The 19,171-nt window shown below is 61.4% G+C and carries 19 protein-coding genes; 8 read left to right on the top strand and 11 right to left on the bottom strand.

Translation table 11 applies throughout. The annotated features are described in order from the left end of the window. Window positions 1–14 precede the first annotated feature (14 nt). From SI859A1_RS05130 to SI859A1_RS05145, 4 genes are read right to left on the bottom strand one after another with little or no spacing between them, the layout of a single operon-like run. Window positions 15–926 carry a ComEC/Rec2 family competence protein gene (locus tag SI859A1_RS05130; RefSeq protein WP_040325316.1) on the bottom strand — a complete coding sequence of 304 codons (912 nt, stop codon included), beginning with the start codon at window positions 924–926 and terminating at the stop codon, window positions 15–17. Then, window positions 926–2,101 (bottom strand): patatin-like phospholipase family protein, encoded by a 1,176-nt coding sequence (locus SI859A1_RS05135; RefSeq protein ID WP_009208785.1) that lies wholly within the window; start codon window positions 2,099–2,101, stop codon window positions 926–928. The genes SI859A1_RS05130 and SI859A1_RS05135 overlap by 1 nt, the downstream gene beginning before the upstream one ends. Continuing rightward, the gene (locus tag SI859A1_RS05140) at window positions 2,094–4,280 is read right to left on the bottom strand and encodes an anti-phage 6A-MBL system cap2_3 protein (RefSeq protein ID WP_244400909.1); all 2,187 of its coding nucleotides are present in this window, start codon (window positions 4,278–4,280) and stop codon (window positions 2,094–2,096) included. The genes SI859A1_RS05135 and SI859A1_RS05140 overlap by 8 nt, the downstream gene beginning before the upstream one ends. A gap of 56 nt (window positions 4,281–4,336) precedes the next feature. Then, window positions 4,337–5,467, bottom strand: coding sequence for an anti-phage 6A-MBL system MBL-fold protein (locus SI859A1_RS05145; RefSeq protein ID WP_009208787.1), 1,131 nt, complete (start codon window positions 5,465–5,467; stop codon window positions 4,337–4,339). A 208-nt stretch (window positions 5,468–5,675) separates the two neighbouring features. Here SI859A1_RS05145 and SI859A1_RS05150 point away from each other — a divergent pair, with 208 nt between their 5' ends. Together SI859A1_RS05150 and SI859A1_RS05155 are read left to right on the top strand one after the other, a co-directional pair. Continuing rightward, window positions 5,676–5,996 carry a helix-turn-helix domain-containing protein gene (locus SI859A1_RS05150; protein WP_040325318.1) on the top strand — a complete coding sequence of 107 codons (321 nt, stop codon included), beginning with the start codon at window positions 5,676–5,678 and terminating at the stop codon, window positions 5,994–5,996. Window positions 5,997–6,005: 9 nt separating this feature from the next. After that, window positions 6,006–6,869 (top strand): ImmA/IrrE family metallo-endopeptidase, encoded by an 864-nt coding sequence (locus tag SI859A1_RS05155; RefSeq protein WP_009208789.1) that lies wholly within the window; start codon window positions 6,006–6,008, stop codon window positions 6,867–6,869. A 62-nt stretch (window positions 6,870–6,931) separates the two neighbouring features. On the opposite strand, the gene SI859A1_RS21325 is transcribed toward SI859A1_RS05155, so the two are convergent. After that, the gene (locus tag SI859A1_RS21325) at window positions 6,932–7,630 is read right to left on the bottom strand and encodes an SEL1-like repeat protein (protein WP_148233740.1); all 699 of its coding nucleotides are present in this window, start codon (window positions 7,628–7,630) and stop codon (window positions 6,932–6,934) included. Window positions 7,631–8,574: 944 nt separating this feature from the next. Here SI859A1_RS21325 and SI859A1_RS05165 point away from each other — a divergent pair. Genes SI859A1_RS05165 through SI859A1_RS05175 form a run of 3 tightly spaced genes read left to right on the top strand, consistent with a single transcriptional unit; the run spans window position 8,575 to window position 10,553 of the window. Beyond that, the gene (locus SI859A1_RS05165; RefSeq protein ID WP_148233741.1) at window positions 8,575–9,618 is read left to right on the top strand and encodes a hypothetical protein; all 1,044 of its coding nucleotides are present in this window, start codon (window positions 8,575–8,577) and stop codon (window positions 9,616–9,618) included. Between the two features lie 10 nt (window positions 9,619–9,628). Beyond that, the gene (locus SI859A1_RS20180) at window positions 9,629–10,015 is read left to right on the top strand and encodes a DUF4325 domain-containing protein (RefSeq protein ID WP_050767439.1); all 387 of its coding nucleotides are present in this window, start codon (window positions 9,629–9,631) and stop codon (window positions 10,013–10,015) included. A gap of 49 nt (window positions 10,016–10,064) precedes the next feature. Next, on the top strand, window positions 10,065–10,553 hold the full coding sequence (locus tag SI859A1_RS05175) for a hypothetical protein (RefSeq protein ID WP_040325323.1): 489 nt from the start codon (window positions 10,065–10,067) through the stop codon (window positions 10,551–10,553). Between the two features lie 69 nt (window positions 10,554–10,622). Here SI859A1_RS05175 and SI859A1_RS20185 read toward each other — a convergent pair whose 3' ends face one another. From SI859A1_RS20185 to SI859A1_RS05195, 4 genes are read right to left on the bottom strand one after another with little or no spacing between them, the layout of a single operon-like run. Next, window positions 10,623–12,287, bottom strand: coding sequence for a hypothetical protein (locus tag SI859A1_RS20185; RefSeq protein ID WP_050767440.1), 1,665 nt, complete (start codon window positions 12,285–12,287; stop codon window positions 10,623–10,625). Further along, on the bottom strand, window positions 12,284–13,699 hold the full coding sequence (locus SI859A1_RS05185) for a hypothetical protein (protein ID WP_040325325.1): 1,416 nt from the start codon (window positions 13,697–13,699) through the stop codon (window positions 12,284–12,286). Before SI859A1_RS05185 ends, SI859A1_RS20185 begins: the two co-directional genes overlap by 4 nt. Window positions 13,700–13,710: 11 nt before the next feature. Next, a complete protein-coding gene (locus SI859A1_RS05190; RefSeq protein WP_148233742.1) occupies window positions 13,711–14,202 on the bottom strand; it encodes a hypothetical protein in 492 nt (163 codons plus the stop codon). Between the two features lie 13 nt (window positions 14,203–14,215). Further along, on the bottom strand, window positions 14,216–14,731 hold the full coding sequence (locus tag SI859A1_RS05195) for a hypothetical protein (protein ID WP_009208795.1): 516 nt from the start codon (window positions 14,729–14,731) through the stop codon (window positions 14,216–14,218). 359 nt (window positions 14,732–15,090) lie between these two features. Between SI859A1_RS05195 and SI859A1_RS05200 the strand changes: the two genes are divergently transcribed. Continuing rightward, on the top strand, window positions 15,091–15,366 hold the full coding sequence (locus tag SI859A1_RS05200; RefSeq protein ID WP_040325329.1) for a hypothetical protein: 276 nt from the start codon (window positions 15,091–15,093) through the stop codon (window positions 15,364–15,366). A 136-nt stretch (window positions 15,367–15,502) separates the two neighbouring features. Continuing rightward, a complete protein-coding gene (locus tag SI859A1_RS05205; RefSeq protein ID WP_009208797.1) occupies window positions 15,503–16,243 on the top strand; it encodes a recombinase family protein in 741 nt (246 codons plus the stop codon). Between the two features lie 237 nt (window positions 16,244–16,480). On the opposite strand, the gene SI859A1_RS05210 is transcribed toward SI859A1_RS05205, so the two are convergent. After that, window positions 16,481–16,864 (bottom strand): hypothetical protein, encoded by a 384-nt coding sequence (locus SI859A1_RS05210; RefSeq protein WP_009208798.1) that lies wholly within the window; start codon window positions 16,862–16,864, stop codon window positions 16,481–16,483. A 112-nt stretch (window positions 16,865–16,976) separates the two neighbouring features. On the opposite strand from SI859A1_RS05210, the gene SI859A1_RS05215 reads away from it, so the two are divergent. After that, entirely contained in the window at window positions 16,977–18,176 is a 1,200-nt protein-coding gene (locus SI859A1_RS05215; protein WP_009207891.1) for an IS256 family transposase, read from the top strand. Window positions 18,177–18,455: 279 nt separating this feature from the next. Here the strand turns inward: SI859A1_RS05215 and SI859A1_RS21330 are convergent, their stop codons facing one another. Continuing rightward, the gene (locus tag SI859A1_RS21330; protein ID WP_148233744.1) at window positions 18,456–19,007 is read right to left on the bottom strand and encodes a hypothetical protein; all 552 of its coding nucleotides are present in this window, start codon (window positions 19,005–19,007) and stop codon (window positions 18,456–18,458) included. Window positions 19,008–19,171: the final 164 nt, after the last annotated feature.

The following is a 19,171-nucleotide window of genomic DNA, read 5'->3' on the forward strand; positions in this document are numbered from 1 at the left end:
CCCTTTGTGAATTGCTAGCCAGATCTCGCCGTCAGGAATCGCCGCAGATCGACATCGATCACACCCGGTAGCCGGCGGAATTGGGCCGACTTGGTCGTGAGGCTGTAGCTTCCGTCTTCGTCAGCTATGATTCGCATGCTCCCGTCACGACGGGTGGTGAAAACATGACGGCGATCAGGCGGCAGCCCGAAGGGCTGAAGAGCTTGAATCCCAGGAACTCTGGAGCGGTACCAATCATCCGCGCTCTCCTGAGTGCCGTGTTGGATTGCCGAGTCCGAGAAAACGACCGCGTCGGGCGCCATGATCCTCATCGCCTCGTCGCTCTGCCCGTTCTCTCGACCATGATGCGAGGCGATCAGGATGCTCGAGTTGCTCAGTTCCGCTGCGATGTCCGGATTTGCCAGAAGGTTCCTCCAGCCGGCGGTTTCGAGGTCGCCCCCAAAAACGATGCGGAATCGGCCGTGGGTGAAGATATTCAACAAGCTGAGATTGTTCGTGCTGGTGGGGAAAACGGCAGGATTGTTCCAGCCGACATACCAGCGGAGGAAAATAGGCCAGCTACGATAGAGATCGCGATGGGTCCATGTGCCTGGTTGCAGGTGCACAAGCATCTGATTGAAAGCCGTGATCCCGCGGCCCATCCCACCGTTTCTGAACTTGATGGCTTGAAGCGTGCGAGAATCCACCGATGGATTCGCGATGATCAGTCCGGGCTCGACAACGCTAGCCATGTTGTCGAAGTCGGCAACATGGTCTTCATCGAGATTGCTGATTGCGAGTGCGCCGATGGAATTCCATGGGTAATGGTCCGACGGTGACCATCTTTCGTTCCTCCCGCAATCAATCATGACCCGGTAGCCGTCGGCGCAGGTGATGACAGCGCATGCGCCATGGCCGACATCGTGGATATCGATTTGAATTGTCATCAAGTCTCCCCGCCGTTTTGCCCAGGCCGCCGCACTGCTCTCGATTTCAGGTATGGGTTTGTCGAATGGGTGCCTATTGTCAGATGCACCGCCTCGGACCCATGGCGCGCTATGCGATCGAAGTCGTCAGTCTCGATCTGCGTCAGCGTCGTGGGATAGGTGAGGCACAAGTCGCAGGCAGCGTCGGTGAGGTAGTCATCCGTCTCGGGCGATCTGAGGCCGAATTTGCGCGCCGGGACGCCGATCCGGAGTAGATAGCCCTCGATTTCGTTGCTTTCGATGGACTTCATCAGCACGCGAGAGCGCAGCGCACGGATCTGGTCGCTCGCAATGTCAAAGAGGCGGGGCGAGGCCAACCGTCCCGCGAGCAGCGACTTGGCAACCGTTTCCGGCTCACCGAGAGGCCCGGACGCGTCACTGCAGATCAAAGCATCACAGTTTTGCAGTCCTTCGACGGGCTTATAGAGGGCTTCGAGAGCCATGTTTTCGTAGGCGCCGCCGTCCCATAAATGGACTTTTCGATATCTTGGCTTGACCTTCTGGATGGGCTCTTTCGTCGCCGGATCCGTCTGCCACCATCCCTGCGGGGAAATCGTCAGTGGCATTGCGCCAATCACGTACGGCACGGCCGCAGAAGCGGCGATAGCGTCGGCGACCGTCACATCCGGGGAATAACGACGACCAAACTGCCAGTCGCCCATCGCTTCCTGGCTGAACCGCCAGTTCTTGCCCGTCTCGATACAGGTCGTATTGATGTGCCAGAGAGGCGACTTCGGCAGATCTGAGATCTTCATCCGAATCCGCCAGCGTTGGTGGAGCAGGCGCGAGAGAATCCCAGCTCTTCCGGAAACGAGGTGGACATTCTCGCGCAGAACACCTCTGACACCCAAAGCCTTGAGGCTGAACAGGTCTGTCGTCGTCAGCATCTCCCTGATCGAAGGATAGACCTTACCCAGGAAATCGGCGGATGAGGGCCATCGCCCGCCCGCATGCGCGAAAATCGCGCCGCTCACGAGACTCCCTCCAGACACCGTCGATATCTGAGTCACGTCTTCCAGGAGATCGCCTTCGGCTAGCTGCCGAAGAACCCCGAGATGGAAGACGGCGGCACGGATACCACCGCCTGAAAGGGCAAGACCGATCCTCGGTGAGACGCTCCTCGTCGCATCATCCATGATGAGCTTCTCGAATGAGGAAGCCGATATCAGTCTCGCCAATAATCAGGGAGACGGCAGGCAGGCCGTCGATCTCCAGAGCGACCGACAAATCCTCGATCTGCTTCATGTCCACCGAACTCGGCGCTGCCGAGTGCCCGGCCGGGTGCGAGTGCCACTCGCCGATGTATCGGACCTGACCCCCGGAGCGAGTCTGGGCGTCGTCAATCCGCCGACGAAGACCTCGCTTCCCTCGCTCGAAACTGGTCGGCGTTCCCACGCTGTCTTTCGGCGCTGGTAGCGCATGTACGACCGAAATGATGCGCGCCTCGTAATCGATCATGCCCATCAGCGAACCGCCGGTCTCGTTCGGCAATGCGATCTTCCGTTCTCCGACGAGTTCATCGAGCAGGGAGTGAACGAACAAGACGGTCCAGTCTGCGGCTTCTGCGCGAACGGTCGCGACAGGAACTGGGAGGCAGTCGATCGCGCCGTCGTCCCGCATCGTCCAGATTTTCAAAGCGGGGTCTTCGGCGGTCGAGGCTTCCGGCACAGACCCTGCGATCAAGCCACTCAGCACGGCGACGGAGGATGTCGGAATACGATTGGTCAGGGCACGGCATGCGCCGGTAAAGCGCATCTGCTGTCCGGACTGGTGGTGGTCGTGCAGACTCGGATTGGTCAGCACTTCCCGCAGATACACGGCCTCGACATCCCTGAGTGTCACCTTCCTGTCCGCAGATTCACACATCAGAACTGCCGATCGTCCCGCCGGCGTGAAGAAGGTACTGAGAACCCGCGGCGTGCTAGGGCGGTCCACGAGCCAGCGCGAAACCGTCACGGAGGCGGAGGCGTCAACGATCAGGTCCGCACTGTCCAGCGCCCCGGCCGCCTTTCCGTCAGGTCCGCCCCGAAGAACGTTCTCGTGGATTGGGATGAGATCGGCATCGCCACGGATCGAATGAAGACGGCTGGCAAGTCGGCTGACTTTGGAGCGGCCGAGATCGTCAGCAATCAGGGTGTGCCTGCTGACGTTGTGCGGGAGAAAGAAATCGTCGTCGATGATCGTCCACTGGAACTGTCCCTCGCGGACAAGCATCTCGGCGAGGCTGGAGCCAAGCGATCCGGCTCCGATCATGGCGACGCGGCGGGTAACCGTCACCTCTCGCCCCGACATGATCGTGGCTCTCGCCGCATTCAGCTGAAGGTGAACGGGAGCCACCGAGACTCCGATCGTCTCCAGTCCCGCCGCCTGCGGTTTCGCCGTGAAGAGACGCACATACTGCACTTCGCCCGCTTGATCGCTGTCATTGGCCGCCAGAATTCCAAGCGCCTGGCCAATTTCACCACCACTGCTGCCACACAAGAAGGCCGAGAGGTTTGTGCTGCCAACCTCCCCCGTACGGGGGTGGATCTGGGGCATATGCAGAAGAATACAGAAGCTCCAGGCCTTGTCCCTGTCTTCTCGAGCAAGGGCCAACCAATCCTCCACGGCCGACTGGAGTGCGGGCAGGAGGTCCAGATCTCGTTCTTTGAGCATTTCGACGAGCCGGCGCAGGTTCTGCGGCGCTCGTCTGATCCTCGACATCTTGTCGGGCCTGACCTCGGCATAGACAACCTGCAGGCCGGCCGTAGACACCGATGCGTCGCGTTCCCGATCGAATGGCACCACGATCAGATATTTGCGGCTGTCATCGGTCGTCCAGACATCCAGTCGTCCCCCGTCAGCCATTGCTTGCTCGGCCTGCGATGTCACGATCACTTCGTGAGCGCTGTCATAGAGAAACACCGGATCGTAAGGCTGATCGGTGCCGTGCAGTTCTCCCTGACAAGCCTTGTCGAACCAGATGACAATACGTCCCATGAGTTCTGATGGGGTGTAATTGGCCCGGGCATCCTGCCACGGACGATCATCGATGCAGAGCGCGCTCGGCTCGCCTTCAGGCATCAGGTTCTGATGGGGCGTGTCGGGGAAATCCTCCCGGGCAACGAAGACCCATGGCGCGCCCTCGTTGTCAGGGAAAAAGGCGACCGATATCGTCTCGGTTGGAAGGATCGGGTAAACGGGACGCTGCGGGACGCCGATCTTCAAATCGAGAGAGACAATCTCGCGACCTGACTTCGCATAGCGCCGACATTCCCGCAGCTGAGCGAAGTCGGCGCAACTTTCCTCGACGTACTTTGCGAACGCGATCGCCAATGGTGCCTTAAGCGACGTGCGGTCGACCTCTTCACTGCTCTTTGGGCGCCACATATTCAGCCCGCCCGAGACGATTCAGAAGTGGCGGCCCCTGAGGACGTCGGAGCGCCAGCCAAGACAACAGCGACGCCCGTCGACGTCACCTTCAGCTTGGTCGGCTTCGGCTTCGCGGTGGTGGGCGATTCCATCGTCACGATGAATTGGCCATCGGAGTCCTTGATGATCCGCTTGTAGTAATTCGCGGCCTGGCGATGCGGGGGCTGCTTGTCATCGTCCTCGGCGCTGCCCTTTGCGGGAATCGGCCAGCTCGGTGAAATGATGATCTCCTTCTGCCGAGCAAGCTCTTCGAAGAGCCACTTCACGTCCTCGACCGGCTCGGTGACATCGTCGCCCTTCTCGCTGGACAGTGCGAGATAAGAGCAGTGATGGAACAGCTTGAGGACGTCCCATTCCAGGCGATCAGAGTTCCCGTACTTCCGTGACGTCCTGACGATCTCCGACAGGGTTTCGTGCTCGATGTCGGCACCGAGGAGGATGTGGCTGTCTTCCCCTCCATCCCGGAGAGTCATCTGCATGACGATTGCGTTCTGGTTCCGGTCTACGAGACCGTCGTCCTGGCGCCAGGCGAAAGGACTGTGAACGAAAAACTCGGCTTGCTCGTCGCCATCGAGATCGAAGCCCGGCACCGTCTGGCCGGCATCGACGAAACAGTCCTCCCGGTCCTCGACCGTGAGTCCCCACTCAGCGAGAAGACCGGCGAGTGCCTGAGGACGTGAGAAGACCTTGATGCCCCTACCATTCTTCAGGCGGTATCGCGCCTCCTTCCAGATGCTACGCGCATCGTCCTGGAGCTTCTTCTCCGTCAGTGCAGCTGCCGGAACCCACAGCTCGTCCATCTTGACCCGGTCCGATGACTGTTTGGCGCTGGTATGCTCGAACCAGAAGAAGTCGCCGGCTCCGTCGACGTGATCCTCATCCAGATGGGTGAAAACGGCGACGCGGAAACTATCGCGATCCGCGTCCTCGAGTTCACCCTTGAGGGCTTCGGCCAGATCAATCCGCTTATCGTAGCGATCGTTCGGATCTCGCCGGTCGGCGTAGTCAACGACCATGAGGTCGTTGTTCGCAAAACGGGTCAGGTTCGTATCGGCGTTCCCGAGGGGATAGACGGTGAAGTAGGCTGGCATCGATCTCTTCCCTGCATCTCGTCGTGACTGGTTTTCCGGTGCTCTTGAATGAGGTGCCCTCAGAACGATCAGAGTCGGTTAACCATAAAATAAAATTCGGCGTACCGAACGTGATATGGGCTATCAACTATCGCTATGCAACCCCATAATTTCCGATATACCGAACTTAATGCAATGGACGGTCAATGTCCGATTCTGGAGGTGTGCGATGCCGGAAGCTCTGAACGAACGTGTTCGGCGGTTACGGAAGGCGAAGAAGATGACCTTGGAAGCGCTGGCGGAAGCGAGTGGGTCGAGCCGGAGCTATATCTGGGAAATCGAGAATCGCCCGGAGACGAAGCCATCGGCCGAGAAGCTGGCGCGGATAGCGGAAGCGCTGGACACGACTGTCGAGTTCCTGATGGCGGTGGACGAATCGTCGGTCTCGGAGGAAGATGCCACTGATCGTGCTTTCTTCAGGAAGTACCGGTCACTGGACAACGACGCGAAGTCCAAAATCAGGAAGATGATCGACCTCTGGGACGACTGACGAGATGCCATGACGCCGGAACGATGGGCTTTCGACCTGACCAAAGTTCTCAGGGCATTCAACGCTGACTGCTATCCTATAGACGTCGCGAAACTGGCTCGGGAATATTCGGCGCAACGGTTTCCGGGCGACGCAGTCACTGCCATCAGGGGCGGAGACATCGAAGGTTTCGAGGGGATGTTGAAGCCCGCGCCCCGGGGGCGATCGGGGTGGGGAATTTTCTACAACGACACGACAACCGAGGGCAGGCAGCGCTTCACGATCGCCCATGAATTCGGACATTACCTCCTGCATCGCCTTGATTTCCCCGATGGGATCGAGTGCTCCACCGAAGACATGTTTGGCCAAGGTGCGGAGTACCGGGAAGTCGAGCGGCAAGCCAATGTGTTTGCCGCGACACTCCTTATGCCACTCGATCATTTTCGGGAGCGGATCGATGCGAACAGCCAGCCAGACTGGAACGATCTGGCGAAGGTCGCGCAGCTGTACGGGGTATCGCTGCTCGCATGTTGCCACCGGTGGATGGAATACACTTCTTCAAGGTCATGCCTGGTGACGTCTCGTGACGGCTACATTTTAACGTCCAGGTCCACCGACGCGGCATTCCGGTCAGGCCTCTACTTCAAAACGAAAAATGTCGTACCCGTGGCGGTCCCGTCCGGGACACTGACGGCTATGGACTTGGCGCCTGGGGTGAAGCATTCCGTGAGCCATCGGGCCGGCGTGTGGCTCTCTGAATCTTGCGTGGAGTGCACGGTCAGTGCCAGCGCATACGACACGACGTATACGCTGCTCCATTACCCACAACGGTCAAACGTTTCGCTCGCCGTCGATGCGGTAGAGGACATGGTCGATCGTTTCCGATCGTCCTAGTCGCACGCTCTCAACCGGATCTCCAGCATGTCGGCTAATCGCACGCTACATACCGTATGCAATCACGCGAAGTTCTCACGCTTATACATTTCAAGATTGCCGCTATTTTGGTTTGACTGAAACCATTTCCCCGCATCGGCAACGTAGTTCCAGACATTCATCGTTTTGTAGTAATCTACGATTTCCGCGCTGAAGTCGTTTATCATGAGATGCGCGTATAAATTATGTGCGTTTAATTGCTCAATATACCTGTTACCGCGATTTTCTAATATATCAGCTATCATTATCCTCATTGCCAGCGGCTCATCCTTTTCAACTACAATTCCGTTGTAGATAAAAAACGATATCTTGGCGTTGGCGTACAGATTCCCCTGATCGCTAGCCACTTTGAATGACCGGAGACTCATCTCCAAATCGTATACCGGTGTTTGCTTATTCTGGAAAAGGTCTCCAAGCAGATAAGATGCTTCGCCGCTACCTCTTTCCGATGCCGTGAGGAGGCGGTCTAATCCTTTATGGAAAACGGATTCGTCAGCGGCTCCAGTGGCATATTGATAGGTCTGAGCCTTCCCCGCCAGATAAAAGGCTTCTGGGTCCCCAGAGAACAGAGCGGCCTCGGCTGCCTTCAGGCACCGCTGAGCGCTCTTGAAGGGAGGCGGACAATCTACGTAAAGCCTAGCCAGTGCGATAGCGGCGCGATGATTCCCTGTGGTCACATACAGCCACCAAGCTCGGTAGATTCGCCATGCGTCTTTGAACATCGCTACGCACCCCATGATAAATGCGTGCGAAAGGTAACAAATTTTTTGATTCGCTCGATGTTGCGATCCGTTTCTTAGCCCAGGGATGGATGCGGGCGGCGCAGAGTCCACTGAATGGGCTTATCTGGCTGACTTGGCGTCCGCTGCAGCCTTCGGCTAGGCCGGATGCTCTGTCACGCTGGCGGCGATCGTCTGATTTCACGATGCCTACAGGATCGCTTAAGCTTTTCAGGTCGCAGTTCCTAAAAGCGATCAAATCCAATTTCTGAGACAGAAAGACGCGACCACGCTTCGAATTTCAACCGAAGGCGCCGGGTTCGTGTGCGCCGATGAGATCGCCCGGCGCTCTCTTTCGAGAACCCCAGGCACGTATCCCTGAACCGAAGCCCACTCGCTCAGAGGTAGGGCCAGCTGACGGTCCCAAAAAAATGCACCCTGTTGTGTCGCGAGAACCGATCTATGTGTCGCAAGCCTCCGCAGAAGCCCGGTTCTCCTGCCCTTCTGGATCGGGTCGAATGCAAACTATGTGTCGCGCTACACCACTTCTTTCTCAAGGAGTTGGTGCCTGTTTCAGGACTTCTGGGGGCCTTGTCCCACAGTCCTTTCCCACACAGCAAGTCCGAAGGCGGTCTCAAGCGTTGACGTCTCATGAGAGGCGAGGAATGCTGTGCGTACCGATTCTGCGGAGGCGGTCGTACTACGTGCCATTTCCTTCAATTGCGTCGCCTTCTGCTCTGCGTGCCAAGTTGCGCATTGTGAGCCGTGAGGCGTCTCTTCTCGCAACGCTGTCATCTTGAGAAACTTACTTCATGAAATTGATGACGGCGCGAAGGAAGGCTTGGCATCTGCACCGGGCTCGCTCTGAGTCGGCAAAGCGGAAAGACCCGACGAGGAAGCGGTCAAATCGCGGCGGGTGGATATACGGGTCGAACGGACGGCAGTCAGTGCTGCTGCCTTCGCCGATTATGGCTACGCCGGCACAATTTTGTATCCGCGAAAATGCTGACGCCGTGGTCAGCTTTCTCAACTCGCTGCGGCGACGACTTTTGCGGATATCGCCCTCGGCGTTGCGAGCCTTACGTCGCCGAGTGAACCCATACGGTCAGTCGACGGGGGCCCCGCGGTGGATCAATAGGTTCATCGATTTTCGTCCAATGACAGAGGTTACACCAGCAGCCGCTCTGGTGCTTGCGGCGGAGTACGATAGGGCTCGACGCTTGGTGACGGAAGATGCTGATCGGCTGGGAACCCTCTTCCTCGTCGCGCTAGAGCAGTGGCGGCCGGAAGTCGTAGGCGTTTTGCGCGATAACGGGTTTTTTCACCTTCTCGGAATCGAGGCCGAGCCTGAATTTGATTCCAACGCAGATCGAATAATTCTTCCGTTCATCAGTGATACCACCGACGTCCAGCAGGAGAAGGTAGGTCTGCAGCTTCAGAAACTCATACGCATCGCTCAGGAGCGTGGGGTCGAAACATCGGACTCGATGTTCGATTTCGCGGGGCCTATTGGTGAAGCGATGGAGAACGTCGTTCACGCTGCGTATACGGACAAGGTCCAGTTCCAGTACCCCCACGTCGGTCGATGGTGGATGTCATCCTCGATCGATTTCGCCAAGCGGCAAATGCAGGCTGCGGTCTACGATCAAGGCGCAACGATTGCGGGCACTTTGAAAGACTGGCGCTTCTTTCCAACTTTTTCATCGCACTTCTGGCGCGTTTTCGGCGTTGAGTTCGACGAAAGGAATCCCAGTTATGACTCCCAAGTGATCGCGCACGCAATCGAGCACTCCGCCTCGATGACCGGCCTCAGTCATCGCGGAAAAGGCCTCGGGATGATGAAAAGGTTCGTGGATGAAAGTGGCGACGGGAGATTGACTATTTTAAGCCGACGAGGCTTTTACGAATTTAGACCCAACGAGGACCCTAGAATTCGGCAACTTCCCGAAAGCGTCGGCGGTACGCTTGTCGAGTGGATAATTCGGTTCTGAAGGTTCGGAAATGACCGACAAATTTATGATCGATATCGGCAAGGACTTCTCTCCTTTCCCGGGCCCTCGGCACCGGAGACACGGCCGTTTCAGTGGCGAGGAGTTCCGCCAGGAATTCCTAGTTGAACGCTTGCGTTCGGCTCTGGCGGCGGGCGAGCCGCTTGTTGTCGTCTTGGACACGGTGGCCTTAGCCTACCTTAATAGCTTCCTTGAAGAGGCTTTTGGTGGGCTGGTTCGTGACGAAGGATTTTCGGCTGAGACAGTGCTCCGGACCATCGAATTCCGTGTAACGAAGCCCCGGTTCAATAAATATAAATTGATGGCGGAAAGAGCCATCAAGGAGGAGGGGCAGCGATCTCCGACAATGCAGCCTGCTCCGAGGCAGCTAGCTGTCTAGCTATCTGCCTCTCTGCATCAAAGGGCTTCAAGTGCCGATGGGTTCAGGGATGAGCGCCCCGTGGTGGTTTGCACTTTTCGGTGGGCTCGCCGGTGCTATCCTGAACCAAATCGTCAGTTGGCTTCTCACGCGAGCAAAACAGCGGTCCGACGAACGCGATCGCAACATAAACGAACTCATCTCGCAAATCCGGTCTGTCGCCAAACTCTCCGCTGAAACGTGGGCGCTAGACGGCAACACCCTTCCGACTTGGCTCGGCGCAGATGCTGGTACGGGTGAACGGCAAAAAGTCCGCAACCGGATCAGGTCGAACGAAGCCGAAATTTACGGGATGCAGATTCAGATCGAACGGCGTCTCGAGACCATTGCAAAGCGTGGTGCCAAGGACGTTGCGCCTGATGAGCTCTGGGCTGAGCTACTGGAAAGCGTGACGGGTGGAGAGTTCAGCAATCCGGAGCGAGATGCCGATCCCAACCGGGTAAGGGATGTCCACGCTAATGCGGCGATCCTCATCGGAGACATTGAAGCACGGCGGTAATGACTTGCCCGTATCGGTGACGCAGGCGATTTCAGCAGGCCCTTGTTCGCGTCAGATTAGTGAGCGTCGTCACTTATCCCCCATGATCGTATCGAGAAGTAGCGTGTAGGGTAGGGCGGTATTCAGCGGCACGTCGGCCGTACCCCGCCGGAAGTCGCCGCGGCTCATCAGGCTGTCAGCCGTCGCGAGGTTTCGCCCAGCACGCTGCCGATTGATCGCCCCGCCGAAGATGGCGTCGATCAGTTCGGCGCTGGCATCCCCTAGTCTCAGGTTCGCCGCCGATCGGACGACGCCCGGCCGCTTCGCCGGCCCGTCGATCTCCTTCTGCGCGGCCTGGAGCGAGGCAGTCTTCGATCCGGTAAGTGCCCGATTTTCCGTGTCCGCCATCGCCCGCTCGTTCTCCAGGATCCTATAGAGCCGATCGGTGCGCTCGGCGCCAAACAGCGTCGTCAGCCGCTGGCGGTTCCAATCGCTGTTGCCCTTCAGCAGGCTGTTCAGCGCCGCACGGTCGTTCAGGTTCGTCCCTACGATGCGGTCGATCTCGGCCCGGGCTCCCTGGCGCAGACGGAAGGCAACTCCGGACGGCCCGATGATCTCGCCGGACGGGACCGCGCCGGCCGCTGCCTCGTCGGCCAATTCGGCCGGCCGTGGATCGTTGCGGCCGCTGCCGAGCACGGTCTGTCCACGGTCGACCGCATCGCCTTGCCTCGCCAGTTCCGAATAGCGGGCGTCGACCTGCTTGATGCCGGGCGCCGCGTCGGCCAGCAGTCCGTCCACCTGCGCCCGAACGTCGCCGAGCACTCGCCTCACATTGCTGTCGGCCTCGTCCTTGAGCATTCCGTCGATCGCCCGGCGGACCTGGAACAGCGTTGCAGGCGAGGGATCAAGGTCGCCCGTCCCGGTGGCATTCAACATGCCCCGCACGCTCTGGAGCGCCGTCTGGGCCTTGCCGCGGAGGTTCGGCACCATCGCGTCGATGCCGCCGGCCAGCGCCGACGTATCGACCGCCTGGGCACCGGCGAGGGCATCTTCGTAAGCGGGGCCGAGCGCCCGCTGATCGTCGCGAATGCTGCGCTGGACGTAGGACGGGATCGGCGCGGCGCCGAGCGTCTCGTCAAGCGCGCCCGTCAGCCGGTCGGGCGCGGCAAGCTGGCGCTCGCGGAGCCGATCGGTAATGACGCGTTGGCCCTTGCCGGGCGCCGTGGCGATCGCGGCCGTCTTGTCGCGCAGATTGGCGCCGAGATCGGCGACCACGCCGTCAGGGCCAAGTTCCCGGATGCGCCGGCCGGCGTCGGCGGCCGGGATGCCATCGTCGCGAAGACCACGCACCACAGCCTTCGGCACGGCGCGACCGGCCTCATCGATCAGCTTTCGAGTGGGCGTGGTCAGGGCGCCACCGGTGGCGATGCCAGCGAGATTCAGCGTCCGCGACATCCCTTCATCCGACAGGGGATCGACGTTGCCCTGGTAGACATCGCCCGGCAGCATGATCGCGTCCACGATGTCGAGCGCGACTTGCGGCGCGGCCCATTCGACGCCGCCCGTCTGGGTGTTCTTCGCGAGCGGCAGAAGAGTGCTGCGGCGCAGGTGGTGACCCTCGGCGGCCTGTGGCGTTGCCGTGGGCGGCGTCTGGAGTTGGAAGCCGGCCGGCAGACGCGGGGTCTTGTCCGGTGCTGTCTTGGCTGCCCGGCGTTCAATCTCAAATCCTTGGGGGAGTGCTGGCGTATTACTCACGTGAGGGGGCTCCACTGTCCGTTCTGAAGGATAAGCCGCTCGCCGGTGGAAGGATTAACGGCGATGTCGCCCTCCCTCGGCGCCCCCGGCTCGCCGACATTGTCCTCAGGCTCGGCGGGTTCTGCGGTGCCGCCCATGATGGCCCGCAACTCGGGCGAGACGATCGACTGCGAATTGATTTCCGACAGACGCTGCCGAGCCTCGGCGGCGTCGATCTCGCCCGTCTGGTAGGCGTTCACGATCTCGCCGCGGCGGATGTTGATGTCGGCCTTGGCTTGCATCATCCCGACAATCAGCCGGTTTGCTTCCGGCCGGTTGCGGAGGCGCGGCAGCGATTTCATCATGCCGGCATATTCGATGTCGGAGGTGGAACCGGAGCCTTCCACGCGAAGCCCGGGCGCCGCCCGGCTCACGACAGACTGGAACGCCGCGCCGGCCGTCGTCGCCTCCGGGAAATACTCCGACAAGCGCCCGGTGATCGGACCCTGCGGCGCTTGGTCGATCAGTTCCGACAACAGCGTCATGTCCTGTTGCAGGCCCGAAGCCGTGACGGCGGCGGCCTGGAGATCGGACCACCGCTTGCCCTCACTCTCGTCCAGCTTCTTGCGGAGATCGCCGTCAGCGGGCTCGGCAGTGTTCACCTGAACCAACGGCTTGGAGGGCGTCGGTTCGGCGCCCGTCCGAATGGCGGCGCCCGGCGACAGGTAGATCGGTCGGCCGTCCGGCCCGATCGCCTCCACCGGCGACCGCTCGCCGAGGATCGTGTCGAGCAACGCCTGATCGTCCAGGGTGCCGTCGGCGGCGAGGCGGCGGCGCTCCTGACCTTGTACCTGCGTCTCGCTGGGCGCGAACCTGTCAGTGACGAACTGATCCTGTGTCCCTGCGTCCTGCCGCATGATGATCTCGGCCAGCGCCTCGCTTTCCGACAGCGGCTTCGGCGTCCCGGCAAGCGTCGGCGCAAGCCCGGTCGCGCCTGCGGTCTGCTCCGGAAGGAAAGCCGTCTCGCCCTGGCCGAGCTTGACCGGCTCGGCGAACTGGCGCTCCAGCAGGCCGGCTTCCTGCATCTGGCGCTCGGCAAGGGCGCGGGCATTGTCGGCCGCGTTGTTCGTCCGCGAAGTCGTGGCGCCGACATCGACGCCATAGCGGGCGTCGGAACTGTCGAGATCCTGCCCGCGCATGGTGACGCCCACTCCCTGATTGGGCGTCCAAAGTCCCAGGGCAGGGCCGGCGCGGTCATATGCCGCCGCGTCCATGTTCGGCGCCCCGGCGTAAAAATCGGCGAGGCGCTTGGCTTCGGCGTTCTTCGCATTGGCGTTGGCCCAGCCGGCGGCCTCGGCACCAGACGGCGGCGCGAAGAGGTTTGCTATGCTCTCTGCGGCACGTCCGAGCGCGGGGTTGTTGTAGATGGCCACGGTGGTTCTCCTCAGTGCAGGGCGGTGCCGACCGGCTCGGCGTTCAGGGCGCGGCGGATGGCGAGCGATCGGCGCAGTACGTCACCGCGGGCCTCGATCCGCTGACGGCGGAAATAGGCGTCCAACTCGTCGGCCAGGATCGCCGCATGGTCGATGCGGTCGGCGGCGAGCGGCAGGTCGGCCGTTGCTGCAACTTCGGCGGGGGTTTGGCCGAACAGCCGCGCAAAGCTGCTGGCGGCCGACATGCCGAGATAAACTGCTTCAGGCGCGATCCGTCGCTCTGCCGCGTCAGCGATAGCCGGTGCAGCGGCCGCGATGGCTGCGGCCAATTCTGAAACGAGGCGCTCAGGCATGGCGTCCCGGTTTGGCATCTCGGCGGCAGCGAGCATCGATCGGAGCGCCAGTATTCCGGTCGGCAGGGCGTCCGGGCCTCCTTCCGACGCCAGGCGGAAGCCGTCGGCGATGACTTCAAGGACTTCGATCAAGGAACGCGTGCCGCTCAATTTTCGCGCTCCCTCAGTCGAACACTGTGTGCGCGGAGGGCGCCCGCGCTTCGGGGTAAAAGGGCTCGCCGAACTCGGCGAGACCGTCGACCACCGCCTGCCGCCGGGCCGCAAGGCGGTGACTGATCGTCTCCGACAGGACGACGTTGTGCAGGCAGTTCCTCAAGATGCGCGCCTGGTCTCGGCGGTCGGCCAGAATGTCGGACCACGTCGACCGCTGTGCCGCCGTCTGGTTCCAAGCTCGTAAAAGGGCACCGATGGCGCGAAAGCCGAGGAGAATTTCGCCCCGCGTGAATGTCACGGGAAGCTCCTCCATTGCGACGGCCTGAGCCGCGCGAAGCGCCGTCATAAGGTCGGCGAGGTCTGCGTCGTCAAGGTGCGGCTCGTGGCGCGCCGCGCCTTCCTCTGCGTTCCCTGCGGCCGCCATAAGCATCTCGGCGAGGTGCTCGCCAGTCGCCAGTCGCAGGTGCGCCCGGACGTCGCCGACCAGGTCGTTGTGCTCTGAGGTGGGCGCCTGAATTTCCGACACGGTTTGACCTTCAAGGTTTCGCTGTAAGTATACCTCAGCGAAAGCTTCAGAACAAGCACATAGAACGGCGCGAGCGTTGTGGTTTAACGCTGGGATAGCGTGCGGTTCCGCCGTTTTCTTCTGTCGAAATAAGAGGTGTGGCGGACATATTGTCCGAAGTTATTTGGGGCAGAATTTTGGTGTGGGCGCCGGACAACGCCGGGAGATCGCCGTTCCGACTGCCCCGGGGGGCGGTGGCGCGGTCCCGGCAGGCCGGGGATGTGTCTGCGGCGTCCGCACTCACGGCTGATAGCAAGTGGATTGACCGACGCTTGCGCCCCGCCGCAGGCTGCAACTCTTACTCTGGCAAGGAGCCTTCTATGATCGATCACCAGCCAAGCCGCGAAACTGACGCCCGATGCTACTGGTGCATCGCGAAGGCGCTGAGCACAGCCAAAAGACGAGGGCGTCGTGGGGAGATCGAAACGTGCCTCACTGACGCCGAGGATATCTGGATCCATTCTGACGCAGCCATGCGGGAACGCTACGCCCGTCTGCTGGACGCGAACCGGCCCGGGTGGCGCGGCGCTCTCCTGGCGGACTTGCGGGAGGCAGGGTGGCAGGAATTCAACCTTGCGGGGCTTCACCACGATTGATCGGTCCTCGACTGCGGAATTGAGCCCGGCCCTCGCGCGGGGCTTTCCTTTTGGGTGGAGAGGCAGTTGACCACGGCACCGGACAGTGTATCAATGTGTGCAACGGACGTAGCATAGAACGGTACAGGCGGATGACATGGCAAACGGGCGCTTCGTTTCATACCTTCGGGTCTCGACACAGCGGCAGGGTAAGTCCGGCCTCGGCATCGAAGCCCAGCGCGCCGCGGTCGCCTCCTACCTGAACGGCGGCGACTGGAAGCTGATCAGCGAGTTTGTGGAAACCGAGAGCGGGCGCCGGGACGATCGGCCGGCGCTCGCCGAGGCGCTGGCCCTCTGCAAGGCGCACCGCGCCACGCTCGTGGTCGCGAAGGTCGATCGGCTCGCCCGGTCGCAAGGCTTTCTGTCTCGGCTCCTCGACGCAGGCGTTGACGTTCGGTTCTGCGATCTGCCGCAGCTAGAAGGTCCGACCGGCCGTTTCATGCTTCAACAGATGATGGCGGTTGCCGAGCTTGAGGCCGGGCTGATCTCGGCGCGGACCAAAGCAGCATTGCAGGCGGCGAAGGAGCGGGGCCAGAAGCTTGGCGGTTTCCGTGGGCGCGCTGGCACTGCCGACGATACGGCGCGAGCACGGGCGGTCCGTTCGGCGAAGGCGCAGGACCATGCGGCGGCGTTGGCGCCGATCGTGGCCCGGCTGGACCCGGAAGGAAGCGCCTCGCTCCGCACCGTCGCGGCGGCGCTCGAAGCCGAGGGCGTTCCGACGCCATCGGGGCGCGGCCGGTGGACGGCTGCGGCCGTCTCCCGTGTCCGCGATGGCATTCGGAAGGAACGGGAACTTCAGGAACGTCGTTCGGCGGCTATGGCGGGCGTCTTCGCGTAGAGGATTACGCCGGCGTCGGCAGCGTTCGACGGGGATCGTCGCCGCGGCGGAACCACTTCCGGTTTGGAAGCGGTTCACTTGGTCGATGCGGGAAATCCCATATCGAGTTCGTGCAGAATTTGCACAGACTGGCCGAAGCCGGAATTCCGGCAACGATCGATCCGTCTTGGCGTAGGCGATCAAGTCGGCCGTGCAGGCGGGAATATGGCTGCAGGCGAATGCGCCGCGCCTTCCATCTCAATCGAAAACGCCAGCCCCTGCCGCGGGCTTCGGACTGTCCGGCACATGCTCGATCACGACGCGGGTCCGTTCCGCTGCCTCCTGGCGCAGCCGGTGCAATGCGCGTTGAAGCTCGTCACCGGTCATCTCGTGCAATTCTTTCCCTTCGGCGCCGTCGGGAGACGCCAGCCCGTATTTGTAGGCGAGTTCGATGCCGCGAATGAGAACCTGCCCGGTCACCGTGTCGTCGTTCAGCAATGCGAGGTGCCGGCGCGATGCGGCCGGCAACGTTTGCGTTGCGAGTTGGTCCGCGACGAGGCGGCGGCACTCGGCGGCGATCGCTGGGTTGCTCGCATTGGTCGTGTCCCCATAGGTGGTGTAGCTCGGCGATAGCGTCGCCAATCTCGTCCGCGCCTTTCATCGCGCTGTAGGACGAGATTGGCGGCGCGGTGGTCACCAGCGGTTTCCGGTTAGGCTTGGGTTGCGAGACCTAACTGCAACCGGAGATCCCCTGATGACCAATGACATGATGGGCCTGCGCAGCCTTCTGGAGAAGACCCCTGATGCCGATCTGCTGCGCGAGATGATCGGCTTTGCCGCCGAGCGGCTGATGGAACTGGAGGTCGGTGCCGCGACTGGCGCCGGCTATGGCGAGAAGAGTGCCGAGCGCCTCGCCCAGCGCAATGGCTACCGCGACAGGGACTGGCAGACGAGAGCCGGCACAGTCGAGTTGCGCATCCCAAAGCTGCGCAGGGGCAGCTACTTTCCCGGCTTTCTGGAGCCGCGGCGCATGGCCGAGAAGGCCCTGACGGCCGTCATTCAAGAGGCCTATGTCCAGGGCATCTCGACGCGCTCGGTCGACGACCTGGTCAAGGCGATGGGCATGACCGGCATCTCCAAGAGCCAGGTGTCGAGGCTGTGTGAAGAGATCGACGGCAAGGTAAAAGCCTTTCTGGAGCGGCCGATCGAAGGCGACTGGCCCTATCTCTGGATCGACGCCACCTACCTCAAGGTCCGCCGCGGCGGCCGCATCGTCTCGGTTGCCGTGATCATCGCCGTCGGCGTCAACGCCGATGGCCGGCGTGAGGTTCTCGGCATGGAGATCGGCACCTCGGAAGCCGAGCCGATCTGGACCGAGTTCCTGAGAAAGCTGACCCGACGCGGCCTTCGCGGCGTGAAGCTCGTCGTGTCCGACGCTCACGAGGGCATCAAAGCCGCGGTCACCAAGGTGCTAACGGCGACATGGCAGCGCTGCCGCGTGCACTTCATGCGCAACGTCCTGGCCCATGCTGGCAAGAGCGGCCGTCGTGTCGTCTCCGCCTTCATCGCCACCGCCTTTGCCCAAGAGACGCCAGAGGCCGCCAGCCAGCAATGGCGCTCCGTCGCCGACCAGATCCGGCCAAAGGTGCCGAAGCTCGCTGCCATCCTCGACGAGGCCGAGCCCGACGTGCTGGCCTACATGACCTTCCCTAGGGAGCATCGGGCCAAATTGCACAGCACGAATCCGATCGAGCGGCTGAACGGCGAGATCAAGCGGCGCACCGACGTCGTCGGCATCTTTCCCAACGATGAGGCCATCCAGCGCCTCGTCGGCGCGCTGCTGCTCGAGCAAAATGATGAGTGGGCGGTTCAGCGGGCCAGGTACATGACACTGGAATCCGTCGCTCCCCTGAGCGATGATCCGTTCGTTAGCCTGCCAGCCGTGGCACGCTGATCAATCCGGCTTGGCCGGAACCGCACGGCCATCGCCGTCAGCTACACCACATGGTGGGACACTATCCTCGCATTCTGTGATGCGGCCTGCCGCGGAGAGGAGTAGCCGGCCTTTTCTGCCGCGTAGACAGCATCGCCAGTCGCCGCGAACCGCTCGGCGAACATCGTTTCGCGGGGTGTGAAACGGCCCGTCTTCGACGGCATCGGTGCAATCCTCACAAGTTGATACGTTATAACGGTATCCTGATACCCGTTGTCCGCGCAACTTGCCCGGCCGGCGTCAGTCGAAAACGGTCAGATAGCCCGCATTGAAGAACCGGCCGGCGACCTTCACGTTCGCCAGCACCCATGCGTCATGCGCGGCTTGCTCTGTCGGGAAGGTGCCGAGATGGCGATGCTTGCCACCAACCCATACACGCGAATGCCATTTGCCGTTCTTGGTGCGGTAGGCACCCTTCAAGCCGGGCTTCCGTCGTTTGCTGTCGCGTGCCGTCTGCGACCGTGTCGACTGCCTGAGATTGTCAGGGGTGCTTGATCCCGTCCGCGGATCCCACCGCGTGATGTCGCCGATCGGCGATCTATCGTGAACGAGCGCCCAAGCGAGCCGGTTGGTGAGGATCCTGTAAGTCGTTCGGCGAACCGTGAACGTAACCTGCCGGTGACCATAGCGGCTGCAAAGCGAACCTTGCGCCTCTCTGCCCGCCCACCGGCGGTTCCACCACTCAGCGCGGGCCTGCGATTGAAAGTGCGCCACCGGTCGGACGCGCCAGGTCAGCGCGCCGGTGAACGGATCGTAATCGAAGCATTCGCGCAGGATCGCGGCTGGCGGCATGGTCGCGCTCCTACGCATAGTCGCGCCTCCCGGCGTTTTGCTGCGCTCTCGATCCAGCTTTTCCGGCAGTCCAAATAGTCCAAACAGTCCAAATCCGGTCCAAGGTGCGTGGACGTTCTATCCCTTTGAAAAACATCGGGAAATGTCCTTCGTCCAAACAGTCT

The sequence above is a fragment of the Aurantimonas manganoxydans SI85-9A1 genome (genome assembly GCF_000153465.1).
Lineage (GTDB): Bacteria > Pseudomonadota > Alphaproteobacteria > Rhizobiales > Rhizobiaceae > Aurantimonas > Aurantimonas manganoxydans.